General features: G+C 39.2%; 9 protein-coding genes. All 9 read left to right on the top strand.

From position 1 onward, the window contains the following. Window positions 1-3,540, top strand: a 3,540-nt coding sequence (locus K6D58_RS03315) for a hypothetical protein (RefSeq protein WP_296827564.1), incomplete at its 5' end; no start/stop codon positions are given. Between the two features lie 279 nt (window positions 3,541-3,819). After that, window positions 3,820-14,865, top strand: coding sequence for a hypothetical protein (locus K6D58_RS03320; RefSeq protein ID WP_296827567.1), 11,046 nt, complete (start codon window positions 3,820-3,822; stop codon window positions 14,863-14,865). A gap of 317 nt (window positions 14,866-15,182) precedes the next feature. Then, window positions 15,183-16,190: an ABC transporter permease gene (locus K6D58_RS03325; protein WP_296827568.1), complete on the top strand. Its 1,008-nt coding sequence runs from the start codon at window positions 15,183-15,185 to the stop codon at window positions 16,188-16,190. Between the two features lie 19 nt (window positions 16,191-16,209). Continuing rightward, on the top strand, window positions 16,210-17,097 hold the full coding sequence (locus tag K6D58_RS03330) for a carbohydrate ABC transporter permease (RefSeq protein WP_296827571.1): 888 nt from the start codon (window positions 16,210-16,212) through the stop codon (window positions 17,095-17,097). Window positions 17,098-17,222: 125 nt separating this feature from the next. Further along, window positions 17,223-18,860, top strand: coding sequence for an ABC transporter substrate-binding protein (locus tag K6D58_RS03335; protein ID WP_296827574.1), 1,638 nt, complete (start codon window positions 17,223-17,225; stop codon window positions 18,858-18,860). 189 nt (window positions 18,861-19,049) lie between these two features. Then, complete coding sequence (locus K6D58_RS03340; protein ID WP_296827576.1) at window positions 19,050-21,374, top strand: glycoside hydrolase family 2 protein; 2,325 nt, start codon at window positions 19,050-19,052, stop codon at window positions 21,372-21,374. Between the two features lie 250 nt (window positions 21,375-21,624). After that, window positions 21,625-21,783, top strand: a complete 159-nt coding sequence (locus K6D58_RS03345; RefSeq protein WP_296827579.1) for a hypothetical protein — start codon at window positions 21,625-21,627, stop codon at window positions 21,781-21,783. 127 nt (window positions 21,784-21,910) lie between these two features. After that, window positions 21,911-22,435: a hypothetical protein gene (locus K6D58_RS03350; protein ID WP_296827581.1), complete on the top strand. Its 525-nt coding sequence runs from the start codon at window positions 21,911-21,913 to the stop codon at window positions 22,433-22,435. Between the two features lie 301 nt (window positions 22,436-22,736). Then, window positions 22,737-24,116: a GGDEF domain-containing protein gene (locus K6D58_RS03355; protein ID WP_296827583.1), complete on the top strand. Its 1,380-nt coding sequence runs from the start codon at window positions 22,737-22,739 to the stop codon at window positions 24,114-24,116. Window positions 24,117-24,274 lie beyond the last annotated feature (158 nt).

The raw sequence follows: 24,274 nt of genomic DNA on the forward strand, positions 1-24,274 counted from the left end.
TATGTAGCCCTTGCAGCAATTGTAGACAATACAACTCCTGAAAATTCCGGTTCAGAAATCCAGAGCGACGGTTATTACGAAAGTCCTGCTTATGATGACGGTGACCGCATGATAGAAAGTGTAGACAAGAGCGGAACTTCATTGGTATGGGAAGCCAACATCTGTTCAAAGAATATTTCTGATGGTCCGGTAGAACTGGTATATGTGGTATTTGATAATGCAGGTAACTGTGTATCAGACAGTGTAAGCGGAACTGTATGTAACTACAGGCCGCGTCTTGCAGGCTTTACTCTTGCAACAGATTATAACGGCGACTTTACAATGGATGAAACCCTTACTGATTACAATGCAGCAAGTATTTCTGCAGATTATGTAACCGGAACAACTACTGTTAATTCAGAAACTGTAAATGTTTATGATCCTGATGCAAACTCTGTAACTCTTTCTAAGATTTATCCTTTGCCAACAAGTATGACAGCCGGTGATGAAGATAATCCTGTAATGAAGGTTCGCGGATATACAACCCTTACTCCTGAAATTGTAGGTGGTAATGGTGCCCTTTATTATTCATACTCAGTTACAAACGGAAGTAATAGTATTTCCGGTCAGAATGCAACAGCTATTGTAGATTCTGCAGCAACTGATTACACAATAAATGACAGTGATGCAATTAACATTCAGACAGGAGACCTTATTGCAATAGGAAACAATTCTGATGGTATTCCATTTGAATTTAAGTTCTGGGATTCTGCAGAAGGAACAGAAGTCTTTACAAACGAAACTCTCTGTGCAAGCCTTACGGTTTACATTGCAGTAAATGCTTCTTCTACAGATACTCCTCTTGTAGAAATCAAGCCTTTCTACTGGAATAGTCTTACAGATAATTCAGTTTATGATTCTTCAAGTGCATCTTCTTATGCTGCTCTTAAGGGACATATTGAACTTGAAGCTGACTGGCTTAATTCTGACGGTTATGATTCAAATACAAGTGGAACTCAGTATGATGTGGATCCAAAGGTTTCCGGGGCTATTAATATAGAAGGAAGTGCTCATGATGATAACCTTATTGCAAGTATTGCAGTAACAATAAATGGAACTTCTTATACAGTTGCCAGCTTTGATGATGATGCAGCAGCCCTTGTAACTGCGGCAGCAAAAGCTGATTATGGTACAAATGGTTACTGGTTTGAAATTACAGAACAGGAATTCTCTGCTTCTGGCCATGATGTTGAATGGACCTTCCACTGGAATACAGAGTCTTATGGAACAGGTATTGATGTTCCTGTAACAGTGATTGCTACAAATTACGGAACACCTTCTGCTTCTACTACAGGAGGAAGTCTTGTAAGTATTGACGGTACAACTCTGTATGCAGAAGATCTTTCTTATTCAACTCCTCTGTCAAATACACCGGTATCAACATCTACAGCCAGCGATGCCCTTACAGATTATTACTGTATGGATATTGTTCCTTATGTAACAAAGCTTACAACAAGTCTTTCTGATTACAATACTGTAGCAAGTATCTATAACAGAACTGCTCTTGGACACTATCCTGTTTACATGTCCTTTGCCGGCGGAACAACTGCTGCTAAAACGGCAACAAATTATGCAGCTGCTGAATATGAAAGCGTAACTGTAACAGGCTTTAACTTAAGCGATGGAACAATGACCTTTAAGGGTGACTCGGATAATACTGCAGACCTTACAGCTTCCGGTTCTACAGATAGTGACAGCGGTGCTGCTGAATACACCTTTACAATTCCAGCAGGTGCTCAGTCAGGACAGGCTTATGTAGTTGTAGGTTCGATTTCTTCCCTTAACAACAGCAACAATAATGATTCCCGCGGTGCTTATGGTTACGAAACAGATGACGAGGGTAATGTAAGTGATACTGTAGGAGTAGTTGATCTTGCAGGAAATTATAGTACTTACAGTAATTACTATAACCGTATTCCTAATAAGAAGAATAACAATATTCTTACAGATGACCTTTACTTTGATATCTGGGATATAAACAGTGGTGCAGCTATCCCTGAGTCAGGCAAGGCTGATAACCTTGAAATGAAGATTAATCCTGCTACCGGAATGATTGGTTTTGCATTTACAAACGGAAGTTCAAGATTCAATATGGCTGCTGCTGATACATCTTATACTCAATGGAACAGAGCTTATGATGTAATGAAGTACAATGCCTTTGCTTACGATACAAATGGTTATACTTATGGTTCTTCAGTAGGTGGAGATATTAATAATAGTTCAACTTATGGTGATAAGTATTCATTTATGACTAGCCGTTGGGATGTTGTAGGTAATGCTGAGTCATCAAATGCGACTACAACTGCCAGCCGGCATATAGAAAATATTGGTCAGAGTAATGCCGGATATATTAATAATACAGATGTACCTGTAGATGTAAGCGGAGCTTCTAATGTAACTAAGTCCCGTATTAAGAGTCCTTGTATTGCAGCTCATTATAATGATGATGGTTCAACAGATGTTTATCTTGCATACTTTGACAGTCTTAATGGTGAGTTAAGGTTCCGTCTTGGAAATATTAATGGAACAGTTGGTAATTATGGAAGTATCAGAACTGATGGTTCTTCTTTAACTACTTATACAACAAGTGCTAATTATGTTCAGGTTGTAGCAGCTTCATCTGACAGCTCATCATCAGTTTATAATCTTAATGATAATAGTGATGAAGATAACAGGCTTTATGCAGAAGATTATGTAAATATTGCTGTAACAAGTAATAACGTTCTTGTAATGGTATGGTACAGTGGTTCTGATTTGTATTACAGCTATTTTGATGCCTTTAAGGATGGCAGCATTGATAATGAGACTGTTCTCAGTACTTATATTGCGTCAAAAGCATGCGGAAGAAACGGATGGTCAGAAGCTGTCTGCCTTAAAGAAGGTGCAGGAGTAAATTGTCAGATAGTTACAGGTAATGATAATTCTGTTCATATTGCAGCTTATGATGGAACATCTTCAGATTTGTACTATGTATATATGAGTTCTTATGACGGCACACCGGTAGAAGCTACTGTAGATTCATACCTTGATGTTGGTGAGCATTTGACTATAGACGTAGCAGAAGATGGAGATGGAAACCAGATTCCTTATATCGGATACTGGGGCTCTTATCCTGAAAAACCTCGTTATGCATATCTTGCAGATCCAGAAACCTTTTATGCAGGTACAGAAACAGATGGTACTGACGGTAATTACTACACTGGTGTCTGGGAATGTACTATTGTACCAACTCAGAGTACGGTAAAAGACAGCAGAAAGATAAATGTGGGTGTATGGAAATATGCAACCGATGAGGAAGACGGAGTTCTTGCATATTCCACAACAGGAACAAATTACGGTCTTTCTACCGGAACCACAAGCTATACATCATCTTATGCAGATACAAGTGAAGGTATCTGTTATGGTAACGGTTCAAATAATGGTGTAATGGCCTATGTTGTTGCACCTTCTTCTTCTGAGTACAACATAGAAACTGCCCAGATGCGTCAGAAGGTAGAATAGTTTTAATTCAGCTCTCCTTATATTTACATATGGGCTGTCCGGTAAAGGTTAGTTGTGAAACCTTTACAGGGCAGCCTTTTTTTTGATCATTTTTCTTCTATTAATATAGTCTTAAAAAACATTTTTTTATAGAAAGCCCCTTAAAATAACACTAAAAAACTAAAACAAAACCACTAGACAGATTGGAGATATTTGAGATAATTAATAATTAAGAGTATTTTATTATTTTTAGGGCTTTAGACAATTTTATATAGTTTGCAGCTTATACAGGAGATTTTTATGAAAAGGTTTTCATGTTTTTCTTTTGTTTTAATCAGTTCAGTTTTTCTTACCCTGTCCTGTGATATTGGTCTTGGTGCTTCTGTAGATACACAGCCTCCTTTGCTTGAGGTAAATAATCCGGAGCCTTCCCAGGTATGTTCCGGAGATATTCTGGTATCAGGAACAATGTCAGATGATAAGGGTGTTGCCAGGGTAGATATTACCTTAAAGAACACTGATACAAACGAAACAATAGGCCAGACCTTTCATGCAGAATTGCTTGATTCAGAAAAATGGCAGCTTAATTTATATACAGGCTCCTCCCTTTCTTCTCAGGAAGGTGACATGATTCTGCCAGACGGTAAATATGAACTTACAGCTACAGCCTACGATTCATCCGGCCATTCCTACAAAAGAGACCGTGCCTTTACAGTAGATTCAACTCCGCCGGTATTTGTAATTTCCAAACCGGGTACCCTTAATATTTCTTCACCGGATCCTTTTGGCCGTACAATTAAAATCAGCGGTAAGATTTCTGATGACAACAGCGTAAAAACCATGAAGGTCCGCCTCTATAAAGAAGACGGTACAGAAATTCAGCTGGCAAAAAATGAATTTACAGGTTTTGATACAGCAGATACAGCAGTTACTATTGCAAAATACTACGAAAGCGAAGCCGTTGCTGCAGCAAAGGGAGAATCAGACTTATATCAGAACTATAAAAATATTTATGGGGTAAAGGGTGATTCAACTTTTGATACTGAACAAAAATACTATGCCTTTGTAACGGTTACAGATACAGCCGGCAACGAAAGCCAGACAACTTATATTGAATCCTACCTTAAAGAAGAACTTACAGCTCTTGGTGAAAGCCTTGAAATGTACGAGATTAAAAATCTTCTTAACGGTTCATATTCAGGTTCCCTTAGTCAGGAAAAACAGGCAGCCATTCTTCAGATATTAAAGGGAGAGGGCAGTTATGCACTTCCAAACTCCTACCTTGCCAATTCAGAACACATGCTGGCTTTTTCCGTAGATTCCAGGGCTAATCCAAGTTATGCCCTTGATTATTCATACACTCCGGGGGATTCAGATTCATTTACGGAAATTCTTAAAGACCAGGCCCTTAACATAGAAGTAACAGCCGGTCTTGATAAGGCATACATTAAGCCGGACACCCTTAAAGTAAAGATTTATGAGATTCCGTCTACAGGATATGTTGATGACAGTGCAGAACCTGTTGTTACAATAGAAAGCCAGAATATTTACATAGGAAGTTCTGATAACCATATTACTTCAGAAACAGCAATGACAACTTCTGCAAAATACCGCGTAAGAATCTCTGAGTTTGGTACAAGCCTTATTGCCGGAAAATCTTACTGTGTTTATGTAGAAGGTCAGGATCAGGACAATAATGAATTTATCGCCGCTGACGGTAAGAACTACGGATTTAAAATCCAGACAACAGCCAGTGCCCCAAATCTTTCTTTCAACGTAAAAAATGGTGAATATAAAAAGGCAGCTGATTTTGCAGCAGCTTCTTCTAAGGCTGGAGTAAGCTTTACTGTAAGTGACGAAACCGGTGCTGCAATGAAATTTACCCTTCTTCAGAAAGTTTTTGACGGAATAAAGGAAGAATCAGAAATTGCTTTTGAAGAAGGTTCCTATACTGTTATTAAAGATGAACTTCAGCTGGAAGAAGGTCCGGGGCCTCACCAGGTAGATGTAGACCTTGTAATTCCGGCAGAAAAACTTGCTGTCCTTAAAAACTATACTATTGCGTTAAGGGCAGTTGCAGAAAACGACGGTAACTCAACTTCAAGAACATATTTCTTCTACGCAGACAATGCTCCTCCTCAAATCAGTCTTACCAATTCGGAACTTGCAGGCTGGGATGGTCAGAGAAATCTTATAATTACAGAAGAGACAGCTTCCATTTCAAAAGAAAATGGTGAGTACAAATACAAGGTTCAGGGTACCTGGAGTGACGAAGAAGGCTCAGGAACAAAGACTGTTCATTATGCAGTAAAGACTGCTTCTATGTCAGAATATTCCCAGTGGTTACATCTGGACAGCCTTGAAGCTCCACAGGTTAAGAACCTTACTTACTGGTCCAAGACTTTCCCTGTAGAACATGGAGAAGGTAAGGACATAAAGATTAAATACTATGCAGAAGATCAATCTGGTAATAAAAGTCAGGTTTACGAATTTACAAATGTAATCTTTGACTTTTCTTTGCCTTCAGTTTCTGTAAAAGAAAATACTTCTCCACTTTCTGCTTATTGCAAAAAAGGAGATGCAGCAAAACTTGAGCTTACAGCATCAGATTCCAATCAGCTGGCTTCTGTAGAAGTTACTCTTCTTAAAAAAGCTTCTGCCTCAGATAAAAATCCTGTAGAAATTAATCCTGCAGATTATGGCATTACTGTTACAAAAGAAGAGACTCTTGCAGACGGTACAAAGGAATCCCCTGTAACAATTCAGTTTGCTACAGATGGTGGTAAAACAGGTCAGAAAAATCATGACGGCATTTATGTAGTTCAGGTAAGGGCAGAAGATATTGCCGGCCGTCAGTCATCCCTTTATACAGCAGAGACAATTGTAGACGGAACCCTTCCTGTACTTAAGGACAATATTATTTATGCAGGCTCAGAAGTATGGCAGCAGGAAAAATATTTTAACGACACCCGCCTTAATATTTCCGGCAGCTATAATGAAGAAAGTCTTGATACAGTTTATTACTACGTAAAAGCTTCAGATAGTAACGAAGCTGCTCCTGCGGATCTTTCCAAAAAGTATACGGGAGAAACTTCAAGCTTAGAAAATGGCAGCTTTAAATTCAGTTCGGTAGAATTTAAAACAAATCATATAGAAGGTTCCCTGGTTAAGCCTAACGTAATTTATATTCAGGCTAAGGATAAGGCAGGTAACCTTTCTGCAGTTTCTTCTTTTGAAATTAATATTGATACTTCTGCTCCGGAAGTAAGCGGCCTTTACTATCAGGTTGGTTCATCTCAGATTCTTGATGCAGGTGGAACTGTTTATGTAAACGGAACAGAAGCAGTAACTCTTTACGGTCTTTATTCAGATAAAGAAAGTGGTGTAGATGAACTTGCACTTAATGCAGCAGGAACAAAAATCTGGTATTCAGAAGAAAGCCTTACTTCTTCTGATGATGTAGAAAACCTTACATGGAAGTCTTACGGAGACCTTGAGTCAAAGGAACTTATCCGTTCATGGAAGGCAAGGTTTACTCCTTTACAGGCATCAGCCCTTTCTCTGGAAGCAAAAAATATTGCAGGTACTTCAAGAAACCTTAATCTTTTCCCACTGGCTCTGGATACAAGTAATCCTGTAATCAACAGCAGCGAACTTTACATAATAAGTGATTCTTCAGAAGAAGCAGCTTATACAGATGACTCTTCTTTAAGAAATAAATACTACATTAATCCTGACAACAAAACTTTTGCATTCAAAGGTACAGTTACAGACAACTACGGTCTTGATTCAGTTGCCCTTACTATAACAAGTGGAAGCAGCACAATAACTAAGCTTCAGAACTTCAGTACAGCTTCCGGTAACTATGAGTTTACAGATCTTGATATGTCTTCATGGACAGAAAATGCATCAGCAACAATCAGGGTAAGCGATAAGGCCGGTAACTTTACTCAAAAAAACATAAGCATAATTATGGACCGCAGGGGACCGGAAGCTTATCACCAGATAGATGCAAATGGAGAAGACCTTTACTTAAGGCTGGGCAACAAAGGCTATGATGAATTAACTTCTTCTGCTACAAACAGCGGCCGTAAAAATGGCAGCCAGGTATTTGTTAACTCAAGTCAGATAGAAGTTCGCGGTAAAATTACAGACGGCAGCGATGGTTCCGGCGTAAAGAAAATTTCTTACATGGTATTTGATAAGCCTGTAGAAATTGCAGGTACTTCTACAGAACCTGTACTGTCCGGGGATAAATATCAGATAAAGGATACTGATTCCCTCAGGGACTATGTAATTACCAATGCAAGGGCTTCATTTAAAACAGGAGCAGAAGAAAGCGCAAGGGTATTCTATAGTGTTCTTGATGGGGAGCAGGCTTTTGAAGGAGAAAAGGATACAGAAAGTTCAACCCTTCTTTCTCAGACAGCTGCTGGTGTAAAGGATGGAAAAAATCTTTACAGATATTACAAGACTGTCCGCACTAATTATCACGAAAGCCTCTCTGGTTTTGACAACAATGTTAATTACCTTGTTATTGCAGCAGAAGACAATGCAGGCAACACAAGTATAGATTATGTAAATACTGGAGACCAGCAGCAGTACTACACTGTTGTAAAAAAGGATTCAACTCCGGCAAATATTTCTCTTGATGAATCTTCCGGCGGAATTAAATACGTAAGTGTTTACTCTGATAACGGAAGTTACAAATATAAGAACGGAGAAAAACTCATACTTAAGGGAAGTGCTTCTGATGATGCTTCCGGTGTAAATGAACTTTCCCTCAGAGTTGGCAGTTCAAATCTTATTTCCCTGACAGATTCCCGCTATGGAAAACTTACAGTTACAAAGTCAGGACTTACAGCTCAGTGGCAGGCAGAAATTTATGCTTCGGCCTTTGCTTCTTCTACAGGTAACGAAGTAATTTTTGGAATTGTAACTGACAATGCAGGTGAAGGTACTGTAAACGAACTTCCTCTTACTACAGTTCTTGTAGATACAAAAGCTCCGGAAGTTTCTCTTGATATAGGTGAAGCAACAGTTGTAAACAAAAAGATTTCTATTACAGGCAGCGTAAGTGACGATAACACTCTGCCACTTACTTCTGTAAAAAGTCTTGAGTATTCCCTTAAGGGAGAAAACTGGAAGGCTTCTTCTGCAACATGGACAGCTCTTGTCCCGGAAGAAAATCCTGGAGAAGGGGACTTTGCAATAACAGGAAACTACAGTTTTACCATTAAGAATTTTGATACGGAAAATCTTGCTGACAATTCATCTTATATGATTCGTGTAGCAGCTTCTGATGTTGCAGGTAATACAGGTTATTCTGAACCGGTAGAAATTAAAATCAATCAGGATTCAGACCGTCCTGTAGTAACCCTTACAAATATGAACATTGCTGCATCAGGAAACGTAAGTTACTTAAAGAGTACAACAACCCTTTACGGAACAGTAAGTGATGATGACGGAAACATTTCTTCAATTGAATATTCCCTTGACCGTGGAACTACCTGGACAGCCCTTACACTTTCCGGAAGTTCATGGACAATCTCCGGCTTTAACGAAGGAAGCAATCTTCTCTGGTTCAGGATTAAGGACAGCGCAAATACTGTATTTACAACAGCCGCTTCCAGCCAGCCAAAGATTTGTGACAGTGGCAGCGGAGAAAACAAACATTATGTTTCTTCTGAGATAGTTGCCCTTGCCTTTAATGTGGCAACTGAATCACCTTCTGTAAGTCAGATTAAGTATTCAGTATTTAACTCTAAGGAAAGTACCTGGTCTCCTTATTCATCAGAACTTAGGACTATGGGCGGAATCTATACAAAGTTCAGGGTTTCACTTATGGCTAAGTCTGCCCAGATGATTGGAAGTGCAAAGGTAGTTTACGGCGGAAAGAATTATGCCTTTACCTGTTCTGACCAGCACTATAACGATGTAGATGATCATAACTGGATTTCTGAAGACATTATTCTTGCATCTAAAGATAGCTTTGACCTTAAGGTTTATGACCAGGTTCCGGATCCAATGGTCTGGGAACAGACACTTAAATTCTCTATTGATAATGTTAAGCCTCTGGTAAAGATTTCAAAACCATCAGCTACAGTTGGTGTGTCAGAAACAATGAGGGGAGAAGTTACCAACGAAAGCGGCTTTAAGGTTTACTATGCCCTTTCAAGAAGTCAGGACGATGTTCCTCAGGATCAGGTTGTAACTTCTGCAGGAAAAGTCCGCTCAACAAAATGGGTAGAACTTACAGATACAAATAACGGTACAAGCTGGTTTGTTTATTTTGATGATGACCTGGATGCTGTAGACCACACTGATAAATTTGCAGTTTACCTTACAGAAAAATATCTTGGCATTACTACAAAGGCAGAAATAGAAGCTGCCCTTAATCCTTATGATACAGTAACACCGGTTTACTTCTGGGTTAAGGTACTTGATGACTGCGGCAATGTTACAGAAATGTCACAGCTTGTAAACGTAGACCCTCAGGGTGAACGTCCTTCCCTTGAACTTTCATATCCTCTTGATGTAAATGGAGAAGCTCCTACTTTAGGTGGTGCAATCCGTATGACAGGAACTGCAGTAGACAACAATGCAGCTAAATATGTTTATGTTCAGATTGCAGACGGAAGAAACTCAGCCTTTACTCTTGCAGATTTAGAAAAGATTTATAACTTTAAGGATTCTGCAGGAAGCAGTATTTACAAAATCGGCGACATGAGGACAAACACTCTTGTAACAAGCCTTGCCGGAATTACGGAAGCAGATGTTTCCAACTACGGTATCATGGTAGACGTAAAGGGTACCGGCTGGAACCAGACAATTAATACAAATAAGGAACTTAATCCTTCAAGCACAGGTAAGTCTGTCTTTACATTAATTTTCCATGCTACTGATGAAGAATGTCACAGAAGTATTCCTGTAAGTCAGGTAATAGAAATTGATGCAAAGAGTCCTTATGTAGATGCCAGCAGTCTCTATCTTGTTCAGTATGATGGAGAAGGAAATGTTTCTGCCCGCCAGCCATATTCTGACGGTAAAAACGTAAAGGGAATCTGGTATCTCACAGGTACATTTAAGGATGATGACTCTGGTATTTCCCTTATTCAGTACGACGGCAAAAAAGTAGTTTCTTCTGCAGGTCAGTCTTATACAGAACCTTCAGACAGTAACTGCTGGTTTAAGGCTGTAAGTGACACTTATAATGGAAAGATTATTTACCATTACGATTTTAGTGTTCCAATGGGAAGTAAAGAAGCCGGTAAGGTTGGTTCTTCTAAAGTTGAATTCTATGTTGTAGAAAATACAGACAATGAACTTCCTCTTTCTCTTGAATACAACATTACTTACGATAATAAGGCTCCTGTGTTCAACACAGACAGCAGCAATATTTTTGTTAAGCTTAACCAGAAGATTTACAATCAGCACGGTTTCTATACTTTTGGAGCAATTGCTTCAGAAGACGAGATTGAAACTTCTTCAGGAGAAAAACTTCAGCAGTCTGGTGTAGAAAGAATCGCCTTCTACTTTACCCGTGACCTTGATTATTCTCTTGGTGAATTTGATGCAGAAACTTATCCGGAACATGTAAACGAAAAGAATGCAAAAACAAACGACCTCTTTGATGTAATGGTTTATCATTCAAACAAAGAAGCTGATGATATTTCTTCCGGAAACATGATTATAAATTATCAGGGAAGAAGTGACATTCTTTATCAGCAGGGACTTTACTGGAAGAAGTATTCCGGTACAGTTGACGGTACAACCTTCTCTTATACAGGCAGCCCTGATGCAAACATTCATCCAAGGGGACTGGTAAAGATTAACGGAACCATTTACCTCATCAGCAATGTATCCGGCACAACAATTCAGCTGGAAGAAAATCCTGGTGACGGTAGTGCAGATGCCTGGTTTGCCCTTTGTAATGTAATCGACCACGGAAGCGAAAAGAACGGCAGTGAAATTGTTTACAGCCACGGTTATGGTTATGGCTATTACAAGAAGAGTGATACTGATGACGGCGACCTTATTACAGAAACATTCTCTAAGCAGGGTACTGAATGGATTTTTGATGCTTCCATTAATTCAAAGAATCTTCCTGACGGTCCTGTAACCCTTCATATGGTTGTATTTGATGCAGCAGGTAACTGTTCAGATACACCTTACACTCTTGATTGTGTAGTTTCAAATAATGCACCACGTCTTGCCGGTCTTCTTGTAGGAACAGACGAAGACGGAAACGGCACAGTTGATGAAAGTGAATTTAATACAAACTATCACACAGCAGATGTGAGCAACTTTGATCTTGAATCAGCACCGGATACAGTTACTTATCCAGTACAGACTTCAGAAAAAGTAAGGTCAGCCCTTACTGTAAAAGGTGTAACAGAAGTAAGGCCGGAAATCGTAGGTGGTAACGGTAAGATTTCTTATGAATACACAGTTTATCAATATGATGAAGCTCAGAAAAAGTGGACTGATCAGGAAAAGTGCGGAACTGTAAGCGGAAAGCAAATTGCTTCAGGCACAACAGATTCCATAGCTCAGCTTGATGAATCAATTATCCTCCAGGTAAAGGATTTTATCGGAACCCTTGATGCTGTTGATGACCAGCTTATTTCTGACGGTAAGTATAAGAAATTCCAGTTTGACTTTGGTGATTCAACACCAGGTAAGAAGAGGGCAGATGCAGTTAGTAACACTGCAACCCTTAACGTAATTATGGATGTTTCCCTTAGAAAAAATACCAGCGCTCAAAACTGGGTACTTCCTTTCTACTGGAACACAGCTAATGATAATTCTCTCTTTGAAAACTCTGTTAAGAACGGACATATTGAATATCCTTCTGACTGGGTAAGATCTGCAGGTTATGATGTTTCTGATGGGGAACGTGACGGAGATCCAAAAGTTTCAGGCAAGATAAAAATAGAAGGTATTGCCCATGACCAGACCCTTTTAAGTCAGATCAGGGTTAAGTTCAGCAAGGCAATGGCTGCTATGGGAACAAACGAAACAGTAATTGCTTCTTATAATGCCAGTGGTGAACCTTCATGGACAGCAGCATCTGTTCTTGATAAGGGTGCTCTTCCTGCAAAAGGCTGGGCTGCAGAAATTAAAAAGGCAACTTACGGAGAACTTATTCAGGTTGGCCTTATTGAATCCCTGCCTGCAGGTAAGAAGTCTTCTGACGAAGTAGACTATACATCTCAAGAATACGGTCATGTTGTTCACTGGATACTTTATCTTGATACAGAAAAGGTAAATGGTGTTTCTGTAACAGATGTTCTTGTAGAAACAAAGGCTGCTGACCGTGGTAAGCCTGTATGGAATGCAGGACTCCAGCAGGTTGTTTATTCATCAAATCAGGCTCTTGTAACAGGCAGCGGATATTCAGGACAGGTAAGTGTATCCGGAAGTGGCAGCAATATGACTGTAAATCAGGGTGACCTTACAGGAAGTATCCGCATGGATATTGTTCCTTATGTAAGCAGCATAAAAACAGGTGCACGTAATTACAGCGGCCTTAAAGCCAACAACATCAGGTCGGCAGAAGGTAAGTACAGTATTCTTGCCAATATTGCTAATAACGTAATTACAGTAAACGGCTTTAACCTTGCACCGTCAGCAGCATGGATTGTAAATGAAGATAATTTAACAGCTGCTTCATTTACAAATGCAAATGCCAGCTCAATAGGATTTACTGCCGGATCAACAAACACCTTTACTCTTACAAACAGCAATATAACAAAGAGTGGTTATCTTGAAGTAATCAGTAACGGTCAGCGTACCCTTAACAACATTAACTACAATGATGCAAAGGGAAGCTACACTTACACAGGAACAGGTGGAAAGCGCCAGACAGAAGATTACAGGCAGATGCCTAACCGTGAACCGGACTTTAATTCATCTAAGAACGTAATTCTTACAGATGACAGGTACTTCAGGTTCTTTGACATGACGGCTACTCAGATTAAAAACGGCTATTATCCAAATATGATAATGGACGGAGATGATCCTGTATTCGGCTATATCGATCTTAACGGTGTTAATGCAAAAGATAATTTTAATGGTTATGTTAGAGGCTGTTATCAGGCACAGAGAACTAAGTTTAACGGAAGTACCGGAACCTTTGATGAAATTGAATATCTTTTAGGTGCAATTTCTTCAGACCAGATGGCTATGGTCAGGGATGAATCAGGTAAATATATCCATGCAACAGTTTATAATTATGCCGGTGCATCAATGGATGTAGTTTACAACGATTATGCAGAAGATCATTTTTGGGATGATGATTCCAGAACTGACGGATGGGCTGGAGGTACAGGTTATCAAGGTTATGGCGGTGTATATTCAACAGATGGCTATAACAATGCCATCGCTCTTGAAAAAACATCCTTTGGTGGATCAACTCTTATTGGCCGCTATCAGAATATCCGTATGGCAGTAAAGGGAAATTCCGGAACAAATACCGGTGCCAGCATTTATATGGCTTACTATGATGACAATACTGCAAATAAGGACATTATTTTCCGAACCTTTAAGATTGGAACAAACAGAGCCTGGCGTAATACAAATACCCTTAATAATACCCAAATTGGTACCAGGGGAAGATATTCAAACCTTGCAGACAATAATACCAGCGGACGTATTACAGCCGGCAGCAGTGGTTCAAAATATCTTGATATGGCAGTTACATCAGAAAATATCGTAGTTATCGTTTATTACGATGTAAATGATGCCTGCCTTAAGCTCAGGTATTCCAGCGGGGCAGTGGATGGCTCTACAATTACACCAGACGTAACCTGGCAGAGTGCAAAAGTTGACTTCCCTGCTTATGTTGGTACAGATGTTTCTATGGCAATTGACAGTAATAACGGTATTCATATTGCAGCCTTTGATGCAAATGACTCAGACCTGGTTTACATGTATATGCCTTCATGTGATTCTGGTACCCTTAAACAGGTTCGCGTAGATCAGGCAGCTTCTGTAGGTAACTGGACTTGTGTACGCCTTAAGGACGACATTCCATACATTGCCTACTACAACAGTACAGAAGCCGGCAGCCGTGAACCTGTTAAACTGGCATACTTTACTTCTAAAGATGCAGAGGGAGAGGCCCTTGCTATAAAAACAGCTGAGGAAGAAAAGCTTCAGGGTGTAGATTCAGACGGTTATACAACCGGTGTCTGGGAATACATGACAGTACCAGCCCTTACCCCTCCACAGGGAAGTGACAGTAAATTCCGTCAGGTTAACCTTGATTTTGACAGCAGCGGTCATCCGGTGCTTGGTTATCTTGGTACAACCCTGGAATTTGGTACCTATATGGATGAATAGGCAAATCCACAGTTGAAAATTTAAGGGCTTTTTAGCTTTAAGGCTTCTGTACAGACTGAATGAATTGTCCGGTTTGTGCAGGAGCCTTTGTTTTTTGTTGATAAAAACTCTGATTATTAAAGAATTTGTGTGTGTTTTATTTAATCTCGTGTTAAAATAAATAATAAGAGGGAAGGAGCTTTAAGGAATTAGAAATCACACATAAATTTAGATATTAACTAAAAAAATCTGATATCATTTTTAAAATTACTTTACAAATATCATTTGTGATGTTAATATTTTGAAAAGGTTTTCATAAATTTAGACGAGGAATTGTTATGGAAAAAGTAAAAACAACTTCCGGGGGGCAGGTTTCTGCCGGCGCTCCTGCTGAAGTTACTGTATTAACAAGAAGAAAGCGTTCCGGAAAGGTTGGTACTTTCTTCTCTGAATGTGGAAAACATTATTCACTTATTTTGATGTGTATACCTGCAATTGTATTCTTTATTGCATTCAGTTACGCACCGCTTCCTGGTATTTACGTTGCTTTCGTTAAATATAATTATGCAACTGGTATTTTTGGCAGTCAGTTCATTGGTCTTGATAACTTCAAGTTCCTTTTTGAATCCGGTCAGATGTGGAAGCTTACCCGTAATACAATTCTGTATAACTTTGCCTTCCTGATTCTTGATAATCTTGTAGCTATGTTCATGGCAATCCTTATCAACGAAATTACCAACAGAATCTTTAAGAAAGTTACACAGACCATCATGCTTCTTCCATACTTTATTTCTGCCGTTCTTGTTGGTCTCCTTGTTTATAACGTACTTAACTATGACTATGGATTCCTTAACAGTATTCTTAAGAGCCTTGGTTTCTCAAAGTGGGCACCATATTCAAATCCAAAAGCATGGCCTCCTCTTATTATCCTTATCCAGCTCTGGCAGTGTACCGGTTATAACACAATCGTTTACTTTGCAGCCATCATGGGTATTGATTCAGAAACTATTGAAGCTGCCCGCATTGACGGTGTAAACGCTTTCCAGCGTATCTGGTACATCGAACTTCCTTTGCTTAAGCCTACACTTGTTATCCTTATGCTCTTTGCAATGGGAGGTATCGTTAAGGGTAACTTCGGTCTTTTCTATAACATCATTGGTACTAACGCCCTTCTTTATTCAACTACTGATATTCTTGAAACCTACGTATACCGTGCAACAATGCAGGACTTTAACTTCTCAACAGCGTCTGCCATCGGTTTCTATCAGTCTGTAATCGGATTTATTATCGTTATGATTTGTAATACGGTAATTAAGAAGATTGAACCAGAATATTCATTGTTCTAATCAGTAAGGAGAATAAATAATGTCACAGAAAACAACGTCGGATTTTTTTGTAGAACGCCTGGCAATGGTAATTGTTATTATCTTCTCTTTGCTGTGTGTGCTTCCGTTTCTTTTAATTATCGGTACTTCATTCAGTTCTGAAGAAATCGTTCGTGTAAAGGGTTTCTCTCTCTTCCCTCGTGGAGCAACTCTTGAAGCTTACAGAATGATTTTTAAGGCAGGATCAAACATCCTTGGTTCTTATGTAGTTACAATTTCCATGACTTTAACCGGAACTCTTGTAGGTCTTGGTGTTATTTCCATGACAGGTTATGCGCTTAACCGCCATGACTTTCCTCTTAGAAATATAATTTCATTCTTTATCTATTTTGCAAGTCTTTTCAGTGCAGGTCTTGCTCCTTACTACCTTCTTATGACACAGGGATATGGTCTTAAGGACAACTACCTTGCTATTCTTCTTCCACTTATGATGAGTCCATGGCTTATCATTCTTATGAAGAACTTCGTAAAATCAGTTCCTTATGAACTTACAGAAGCTGGAAAAATTGACGGTGCCGGAGACTTTGCTATCTTTGCCCGCCTTATTCTTCCAATGCTTAAACCTGCACTTGCAACAATCGGGCTCTTCCTTGCCCTTGGTTACTGGAATGAATGGTATCAGTCATCACTCTTCCTTTCAGAACGTGTAACTTACAAGCCATTGCAGTACATGCTTTATCAGATTATCAACCAGCTTTCTTATCTTAAGAATTCTGTAGCAGGAGCTTTCGTAACATTCGATAACTTCCCTGAAGAAACACTTAAGATGGCTACAGCTTGTGTTGCAACAGGACCAATCATCCTTGTATATCCATTCGTACAGAAGTACTTCATCAGCGGTATTACAGTAGGTGCTGTAAAAGGCTGATTTTATAAAAGGTTTTTTCAGCCGGAGATTTGTGGCAGTCATAGGTCTCCGGCTGTAATTATAAAAAACAAAGGTTTTATTACTGATTTGGTGCTTTAAAAAAAGTAAATAGTTGGAGGAACTAAATGAAACGAATTTTAAAGGGTTTGGGATTTGCACTTGCATCTCTCGCTACAATCGGTTCACTGGCATCATGTGGAAACAAACTTCCAAAGTTTTCTGATGATGACATGAATGAGTTTGCAAAAGTTGTTTACATGACAACTGGTAACAAGCCAAGCGACAATGAAACACAGGATATGTTAAAGGAACTTAACAAAATCCTTAAAGAAAAGGCAAACGCTGAGCTTGAAATCTATTATATTCCTTGGACAAATTATCAGACACAGTACAACCTGACTCTTGCTCAGATGGACGGTACTGTAGATCTTATCGGTACAGCTTCTGACTGGCTCGATGCATGGAAGAACTCAAAGAACGGTGCTTTCTGTGAAATTCCGGAAGAAGAAATCCAGAAATGGGCTCCAAAAACATGGGCAAGTGTTTCTAAAGAACACTGGGATATGTGCCGCTATAACGGAAAAATCTTCCTTATGCCGGAAGATAACTATGCACAGTGGATTAACCACGGATTTATGTACCGCGGTGACTGGGCAAAAGAAGCTGGTCTTGCAGACGGTGTACACTCATGGGAAGACATGACAAAGTACTTTGAATACCTTACAAGCCTTAAGAAGTCAAACTTCTACGCATGGGATTCAACAGGTGCTCAGTCAACATGCCATGCTGACGGATACATTCAGTCAAAATCAGACTACATCGCTCTTGATGGTATCAATACTTTAGGAACATTTGGTGTTCGCCGCTCTAACATCAACAAAATCTATTCACCATTCATGGAAGGTAATGAACTTGTAGAATATGCTAAGCTCATGAAAGAATGGGACGAAATGGGTGTTTGGAAGAAAGACGTATTCAACAGCACTGGTGATACACGTGAAGAACTTTATCTTGGACAGACTGGTGTAGATCAGCATCATACACAGACATGGTACACAACTGTTCGCCCACAGATGGACGAAAAACAGCCTGGTTCAGATGTTGGCTTCTTCTGGTTCGGTGAAGAATCTGGAAACGTAACAACAATGACAATTACACACGGTGCTATGGCTATTTCTGCTGCATCTAAGCACAAGAGACACGCACTTGCTGTATATGACCTTCTCCGCAACGATCCAGAATGTTACCGCCTCTTCAACTACGGTATCGAAGGAAGACAGTACGAAGTTCTTGATGCAAACAAAAAAGTTATCAAAGCTTCAGAAATCAAATACACAAAAGACGAAAACGGAAACCTTAAGCTTGACGGTGAATACTACTACAGACCTGTAGTTGACGAAAAAGGTGAAGCAATTGCTAAAGCTATCGTTACTGACTACTGGTGGGGACGCAACGACAATCTCGAAATCCGTAACGTAAAGGGTGCATGGGACAAGTTTGACGAAATCTGTGCAGTTTACGACAAAGTAAAGGTTGACTATCCATACGGACAGATTGTATGGGATGTAGATTCAATCCAGTCTGAACTTTCTAACATCAGCGATGTTTGGTCACGCTATATTGGAAACATCTGTTACGGTAAGATGGATAATCCGGAAGCTTACGTAAAAGAATTCAGACAGCAGCTTAAGCAGGCAGGAATCGACAGAGCTATTTCTGAACTTCAGAGCCAGCTTGATGCATTCAACAAAAAGAATAAATAAGCTGTCTGTTGTATAAGCAGATAGCGTGCTGCTAAAAAAAGAGGGATGTGATTCGCTCCATTCCTCTTTTTTAGTAAAAGTTATGAAAACCTTTTCATAAAAAGTCCAGGTAAAATACAAAATAGTATTTAAAAATAAAGTCTGAACTTTGTATGAAAAGATTTTTTTGTAAAATCGTAGGAGTAAAGGATGAACAAACTGTTAAAGGAAGGCTGGCTTTTTAATTTACAAAGCCCCTCGCAAAATCTGCATTCGCTTATTAAGGCCGGTGATTTATGGGCCAGAGACTATGATGATTCATCCTGGAAAAAGGTAAGCGTACCATTTGACTGGGCAACTTCCTATCCATTCAGTAAGGAAAATTCCAGCGGAACAGGTTACCTTCCTGGAGGTACAGGCTGGTACCGCTGTCACTTTAATTCTGACGACATGAAGGGTAAGCGTGTACGTGTATGCTTTGACGGTGTATACAAGCATGCCAGGGTATGGTGTAACGGTTATTTCTTTGGAAATCACCAGAACGGCTTTACTTCCTTTGAGTTTGATATTACAGAAAGCATTAAAACAGACGGAACAGAAAACGTTCTTGCTGTACGTGTAAGTCACGAAGATATTGCAGACTGCCGCTGGTATACAGGAAGCGGTATTATGCGCCCTGTAACCCTTAAAATTACAGATGACTGTCATTTAACTGATGACGGAGTATTCTTTTATTCAAAAGACAATAAACAGATTTATGTTGATACAACTGTAGCTAACGACGGTTATAAAAATTCAGCAATCGAAGTAACTGTGACCCTTACAGATAAAGATGGTAAGACAGTTTATACAAGAACCCAGAAGGGAGACCTGGCAGCACAGGAAAAGGCAGTATACAACTTTACTTCAGAAATAAAGGATGTACATGTCTGGTGTCCTGAAGATCCATACCTTTACGATCTTACCGTACAGGTACTTGCAGACGGAAAGGAAAGCGATGTTTATACAACAAAAGCCGGTATCCGTGACCTTCGCTTTGATGCTGATAAGGGCTTTTTCTGTAACGGAAAGAGCTACAAGTTTAAGGGCCTTTGTGTACATGAAGATGCAGGCTGCTGGGGTAATGCTGTACCAAAAGATGTATGGGCCCGCCGTCTTAAAAAACTTCAGGATGCAGGCTGTAACGCAATCCGCATGAGCCATAATCCTCATTCAGATGAACTCTATCAGCTTTGTGATGAAATGGGCTTCTTTGTTATGGACGAAATCTATGACGAATGGCAGGAGCCTAAAAATAAATGGTGGCAGGGACATAATGTTTATCCACCAAGCCATCAGGGTATTACTGATGACTTTATCAGCTGCTATAAAGAAGACTGCCGTTCCTTTGTTGTAAGGCGCCGCAATCATCCTTGTGTAGTAATGTATTCAATTGGAAACGAAATTGATTATCCTAACGATCCATACTGTTCACCAAAGTTTAAGGAAATGACTGGTAACAACGATGCCTCTAAACCGGCAGCAGAACGCCAGTATAATCCAAACCACCCTGATATCGGACAGATTGCAGGTATAGCAAAAATGCTTTCTGCTCAGGTTAAGCTCTGGGATACAACCCGTCCTGTAACAATGGCTCTTGCCTTCCCGGAATTGTCTTCTGATACAGGAGTAACAGATGCCCTTGATGTAATCGGCTATAACTATAAAGAACAGTTCTATGCAGAAGACCATAAAAGATTTTCTGACAAGATGTTTGTAGGAAGTGAAAATTCCCACAGTATTGAAGCATGGCATGCTGTTACTGATAACGAATATATTGCCGGCCAGTTCCTCTGGACAGGTATAGATTATCTTGGAGAAGCTCATGGCTGGCCTATTCACGGAAGTTATGCAGGTCTCCTTACCCTTGCAGGCTTTGAAAAACCAATGTACTGGTTCCGAAAAGCTTTATGGACAGAAGAAAAGTTCTGTAAGATTTTTACAGCAGTATCAGAAAAGGATTACTGGAACCGTCCATGGCTTGCTAACTGGAACTATGCTGCCGGCAGTAAGGTAGATGTTCGTGTATATACCAACGAAAAAGAAGTAGAACTTTTTATTAACGGAAAGTCCTGTGGTAAAGCAGATGCCGTTAAAAAAGGTTATGCAGAGTTCACCGTTGATTATGAAGAAGGTGAAATTACTGCAAAAGCCGCAGAAAGCGGTGATGTAGTTGTTACAACTGGAGCAGCAGTTGCTCTTAAAGTAAATATTGTTCCTGGTGATGAAGTTCAACAGCTTGAAGTCAGTGTGGTTGATGATTTGGGAAACGTCGTTTCAAATGATTCGTCCCTGATTAAAGTGGAAGTTGAAGGTGCAGAACTCTTCGGTCTTGAAAATGGTGATCTTGCTGATGTTACCGAGTATTCTGCTAGTTACCGTCACGTTTATAATGGCTGTTTGATAGCTTATGTGCGCGGCCTCAAAGACTCCGTCGCTCATGTAAGCTTCAAGTGTGCTGGTAAAGCACCTGCCATAGTAGACGTGAAGTTGTAACCTCCTGACAACTGGCTGCCATCCGGCAGCCTTTTTTTTTACCTTGTATTTAATTTTAAAAACCGATGTACTACTTCCGCAAAGGTTTGTGGAGTAATTAAAATATCAGAAGCAGGGAATAAGCCCTCCGGTAAATAACCGGAGGGCTTATTTTTTTCGCCATTACTATAGCAATGGCGGAGTAGAGAACTTGACAGTTCTCTACTAAAGAGTTCCTGTTAATCCTTTTGAGATGAGGTAAGTGAATGATATGGAAAAAGCACATCATAACAATGAAAGAGATTTTGAAGAATTAACTTATGCAAAGCAGTCAAGTTCAATAAATGCGCAGATAAATAATATAAAACACAGATTCTTACAAATGCAAGAAAAGTGGCTGAAGAAGGAAAAGAAAATCCTGTTCCATTGAGAATAGAAAGATTTAAGAAACTTATTCAGGAGCTGGATGCAGAATTATAAATAGGTGTTTATATGATAAATGAACTCTTTGGATACACAGAACTAGAGCTTAGGAAAAAAGTTAAAGGAGGATATATATGAAACTTTTTAAAAAATTAATGGGAGCATTTGCTTGTGTGATTTTATTTACAGGGTGTCAGGAAAAAGTAGAAGATAATCCTGAGAATAGTTATGAGTATATTTGCGGAGAATATGAAACGTCTTATGGTACGCTCGTGATTACTCCTGTAGAGAATTATCTTCTTACTGATTCTGATGAAAAACTCGATACTGATGTTTCTTATGATTATGACGGTTGTGCAGAAGTTCGTTTGGTTTCCTCAAGAAAAACAGAAACCGTAGCAGTGTCTTCTTACTATGCGGATAAAACTACAGAGATTCATTTTGAGTTACAAAAAAATCGTGGTAGATTAATTGAAAAATTAGAAACTATTTATGGTGATACTTTATATACTGATAAAGACAAGACATCACCTAAGTTTACATGGTATTTTTCAGAAAAAGTATATGGGTGTTATGAGAGTAATAATTTTGTAACCTATACAAGTGAGGGTGGTGAAAGATTTTATTCTGAAATAATAAAGATAAATCAATTTGATTAAATGTGAATCTGATAAAAAAAAGTACAGCTCCCATAATAAGGGGATGACCAAAAAGTATCGTCATGCTGAACATGTTTCAGCATCTACTCTATATCTAGGCCTATAGATTCCGAAACACACATTCGTAGCAGGTGCGTGCGAATGTGGCGTAGCAGGTGCGTGCGAATGTGGCGTAGCAGGTGCGTGCGAATGTGGCGTAGCGTTCGGAATGACACTAGGAAGTAAACTTACTGGTCAGCCCCTTATTCTTTATCAGGTGTTTTCATTTGAAAAAGCAGTGATTTAGCTTTAAAATGGAAGTATGGATTTTCAGGATTTAGTTGATTCCTATGAAAAGGCAAGTGCTGTCATATCAGTCAGAAAAACTGAAGACGGGCATTATGATGAAATACGAATTGTCTGTGTAAATGATAGTTACAGGCAGATAATGGGTGGTGGTTTTAAGGATAATATTCTTTATTCAGAGCTTATTCCTAAAGAGCCAAACTTTGAAGATTTCTGCTATCGGGCTGCCGTCCTAAAACAGTCTCTTCACTCTTATGTGGATACCAAATCTCTTGATGTATGGACAGACGGTGTATATTTACCTTTGTCCTCTAAATTAGATAAAGACAATTTATGCTATTTTTTATTTTCTTTTGAATTTACCAAAAAATCAGAGTCAGAAAGAATGTCAAATGTTTCTATGGAAACAGCATCAAATGTTATTCAAACCTGTATTAATTTACGTGGGACTGATAATTTTTATGAAAGCATGAATAAGGTTATTACAGACATTCAGAAAATTACTGATTCCTTCTGCAGCTGTATTATTATGATAGACAGCGCACAAAAAAAATATGCTCCCCTTTGTTCAAAATTCAGGGACGACAATATAACAATAAATGATTTTATGCCTTATCTTACCCCGGATGTTGTTTTAACCTGGGAAGCTACAATTCTAAAGCATGATAACATCATTATAAAAGACGAATTTGACATGGCAGAATTAGAAAAGATAAATCCTGTCTGGGTAAAAAGTCTTAGGGATGCAGGAGTAAAAAGTCTTATTCTGGCTCCTCTTACAAAAGGGAACAAATTAATGGGTGTTCTCTTTGTTACAAATTTTAATACAGACAAAATCGTTGAGTTTAAAGAGTATATTGAACTTAGTGCTTTTTTCCTTACAGCAGAAGTTGCAAGTAATGAACTTCTGGAACGCCTGGAATACATGAGTAATGTTGATACACTTACAGGTGTTAAAAACCGTAACTCCATGAATGCCAGAGTAGACTGGCATGTTAAAAAACATTACACGGTTACAGTTCCTTATGGGATAATCTTTGTAGATTTAAATGGACTTAAGCAGTGCAATGATGCAGGTGGTCATGAAGCAGGTGATGAGCTTTTAATAAATGCAGCCAACCTCCTTAAAAGGCACTTTGAAAATTACGAAATCTATCGTTCAGGTGGGGATGAGTTTGTTATTATTCTTCCTGGATGTAAAAAAGAAGAACTTGAAGAAAAAGTAAAGAAGCTCCGGGCAGAAACAGGCTATGGCTCAGAAGTATGTCTTGCAATTGGTTACGCCTGGACTCAGACTGAACAGGAACTGCGAAAGTGTATGCATATTGCTGACGAAGCAATGTATGCAGATAAAAAAGAATTTTACCGCCAGCATAAAGAATTAAAACAACGCTAGCTCAGTGGACGCTATGTAAAAAAAGACGGCAGCCGAAGCTGCCGCCCTATGAGTACGTTTATGTAAGTGCTTTACAGCATTTACTACAATTGTTTAGCGCAGGTCCTGTGTTTTAATCCAGTCCTGGTCAGTATAAGTACGGTTTTCTCCAGCCATAC

This window comes from Treponema sp. (assembly GCF_024696245.1).
Classification (GTDB): domain Bacteria; phylum Spirochaetota; class Spirochaetia; order Treponematales; family Treponemataceae; genus Treponema_D.

Bases quoted from the DNA above. Each gene is read 5' to 3' on its own strand.
- K6D58_RS03325 (WP_296827568.1), top strand. From the start codon at position 15,183: ATGGAAAAAGTAAAAACAACTTCCGGGGGGCAGGTTTCTGCCGGCGCT.
- K6D58_RS03345 (WP_296827579.1), top strand. From the start codon at position 21,625: ATGGAAAAAGCACATCATAACAATGAAAGAGATTTTGAAGAATTAACT.
- K6D58_RS03330 (WP_296827571.1), top strand. From the start codon at position 16,210: ATGTCACAGAAAACAACGTCGGATTTTTTTGTAGAACGCCTGGCAATG.
- K6D58_RS03335 (WP_296827574.1), top strand. From the start codon at position 17,223: ATGAAACGAATTTTAAAGGGTTTGGGATTTGCACTTGCATCTCTCGCT.
- K6D58_RS03340 (WP_296827576.1), top strand. From the start codon at position 19,050: ATGAACAAACTGTTAAAGGAAGGCTGGCTTTTTAATTTACAAAGCCCC.
- K6D58_RS03355 (WP_296827583.1), top strand. From the start codon at position 22,737: ATGGATTTTCAGGATTTAGTTGATTCCTATGAAAAGGCAAGTGCTGTC.
- K6D58_RS03320 (WP_296827567.1), top strand. From the start codon at position 3,820: ATGAAAAGGTTTTCATGTTTTTCTTTTGTTTTAATCAGTTCAGTTTTT.
- K6D58_RS03350 (WP_296827581.1), top strand. From the start codon at position 21,911: ATGAAACTTTTTAAAAAATTAATGGGAGCATTTGCTTGTGTGATTTTA.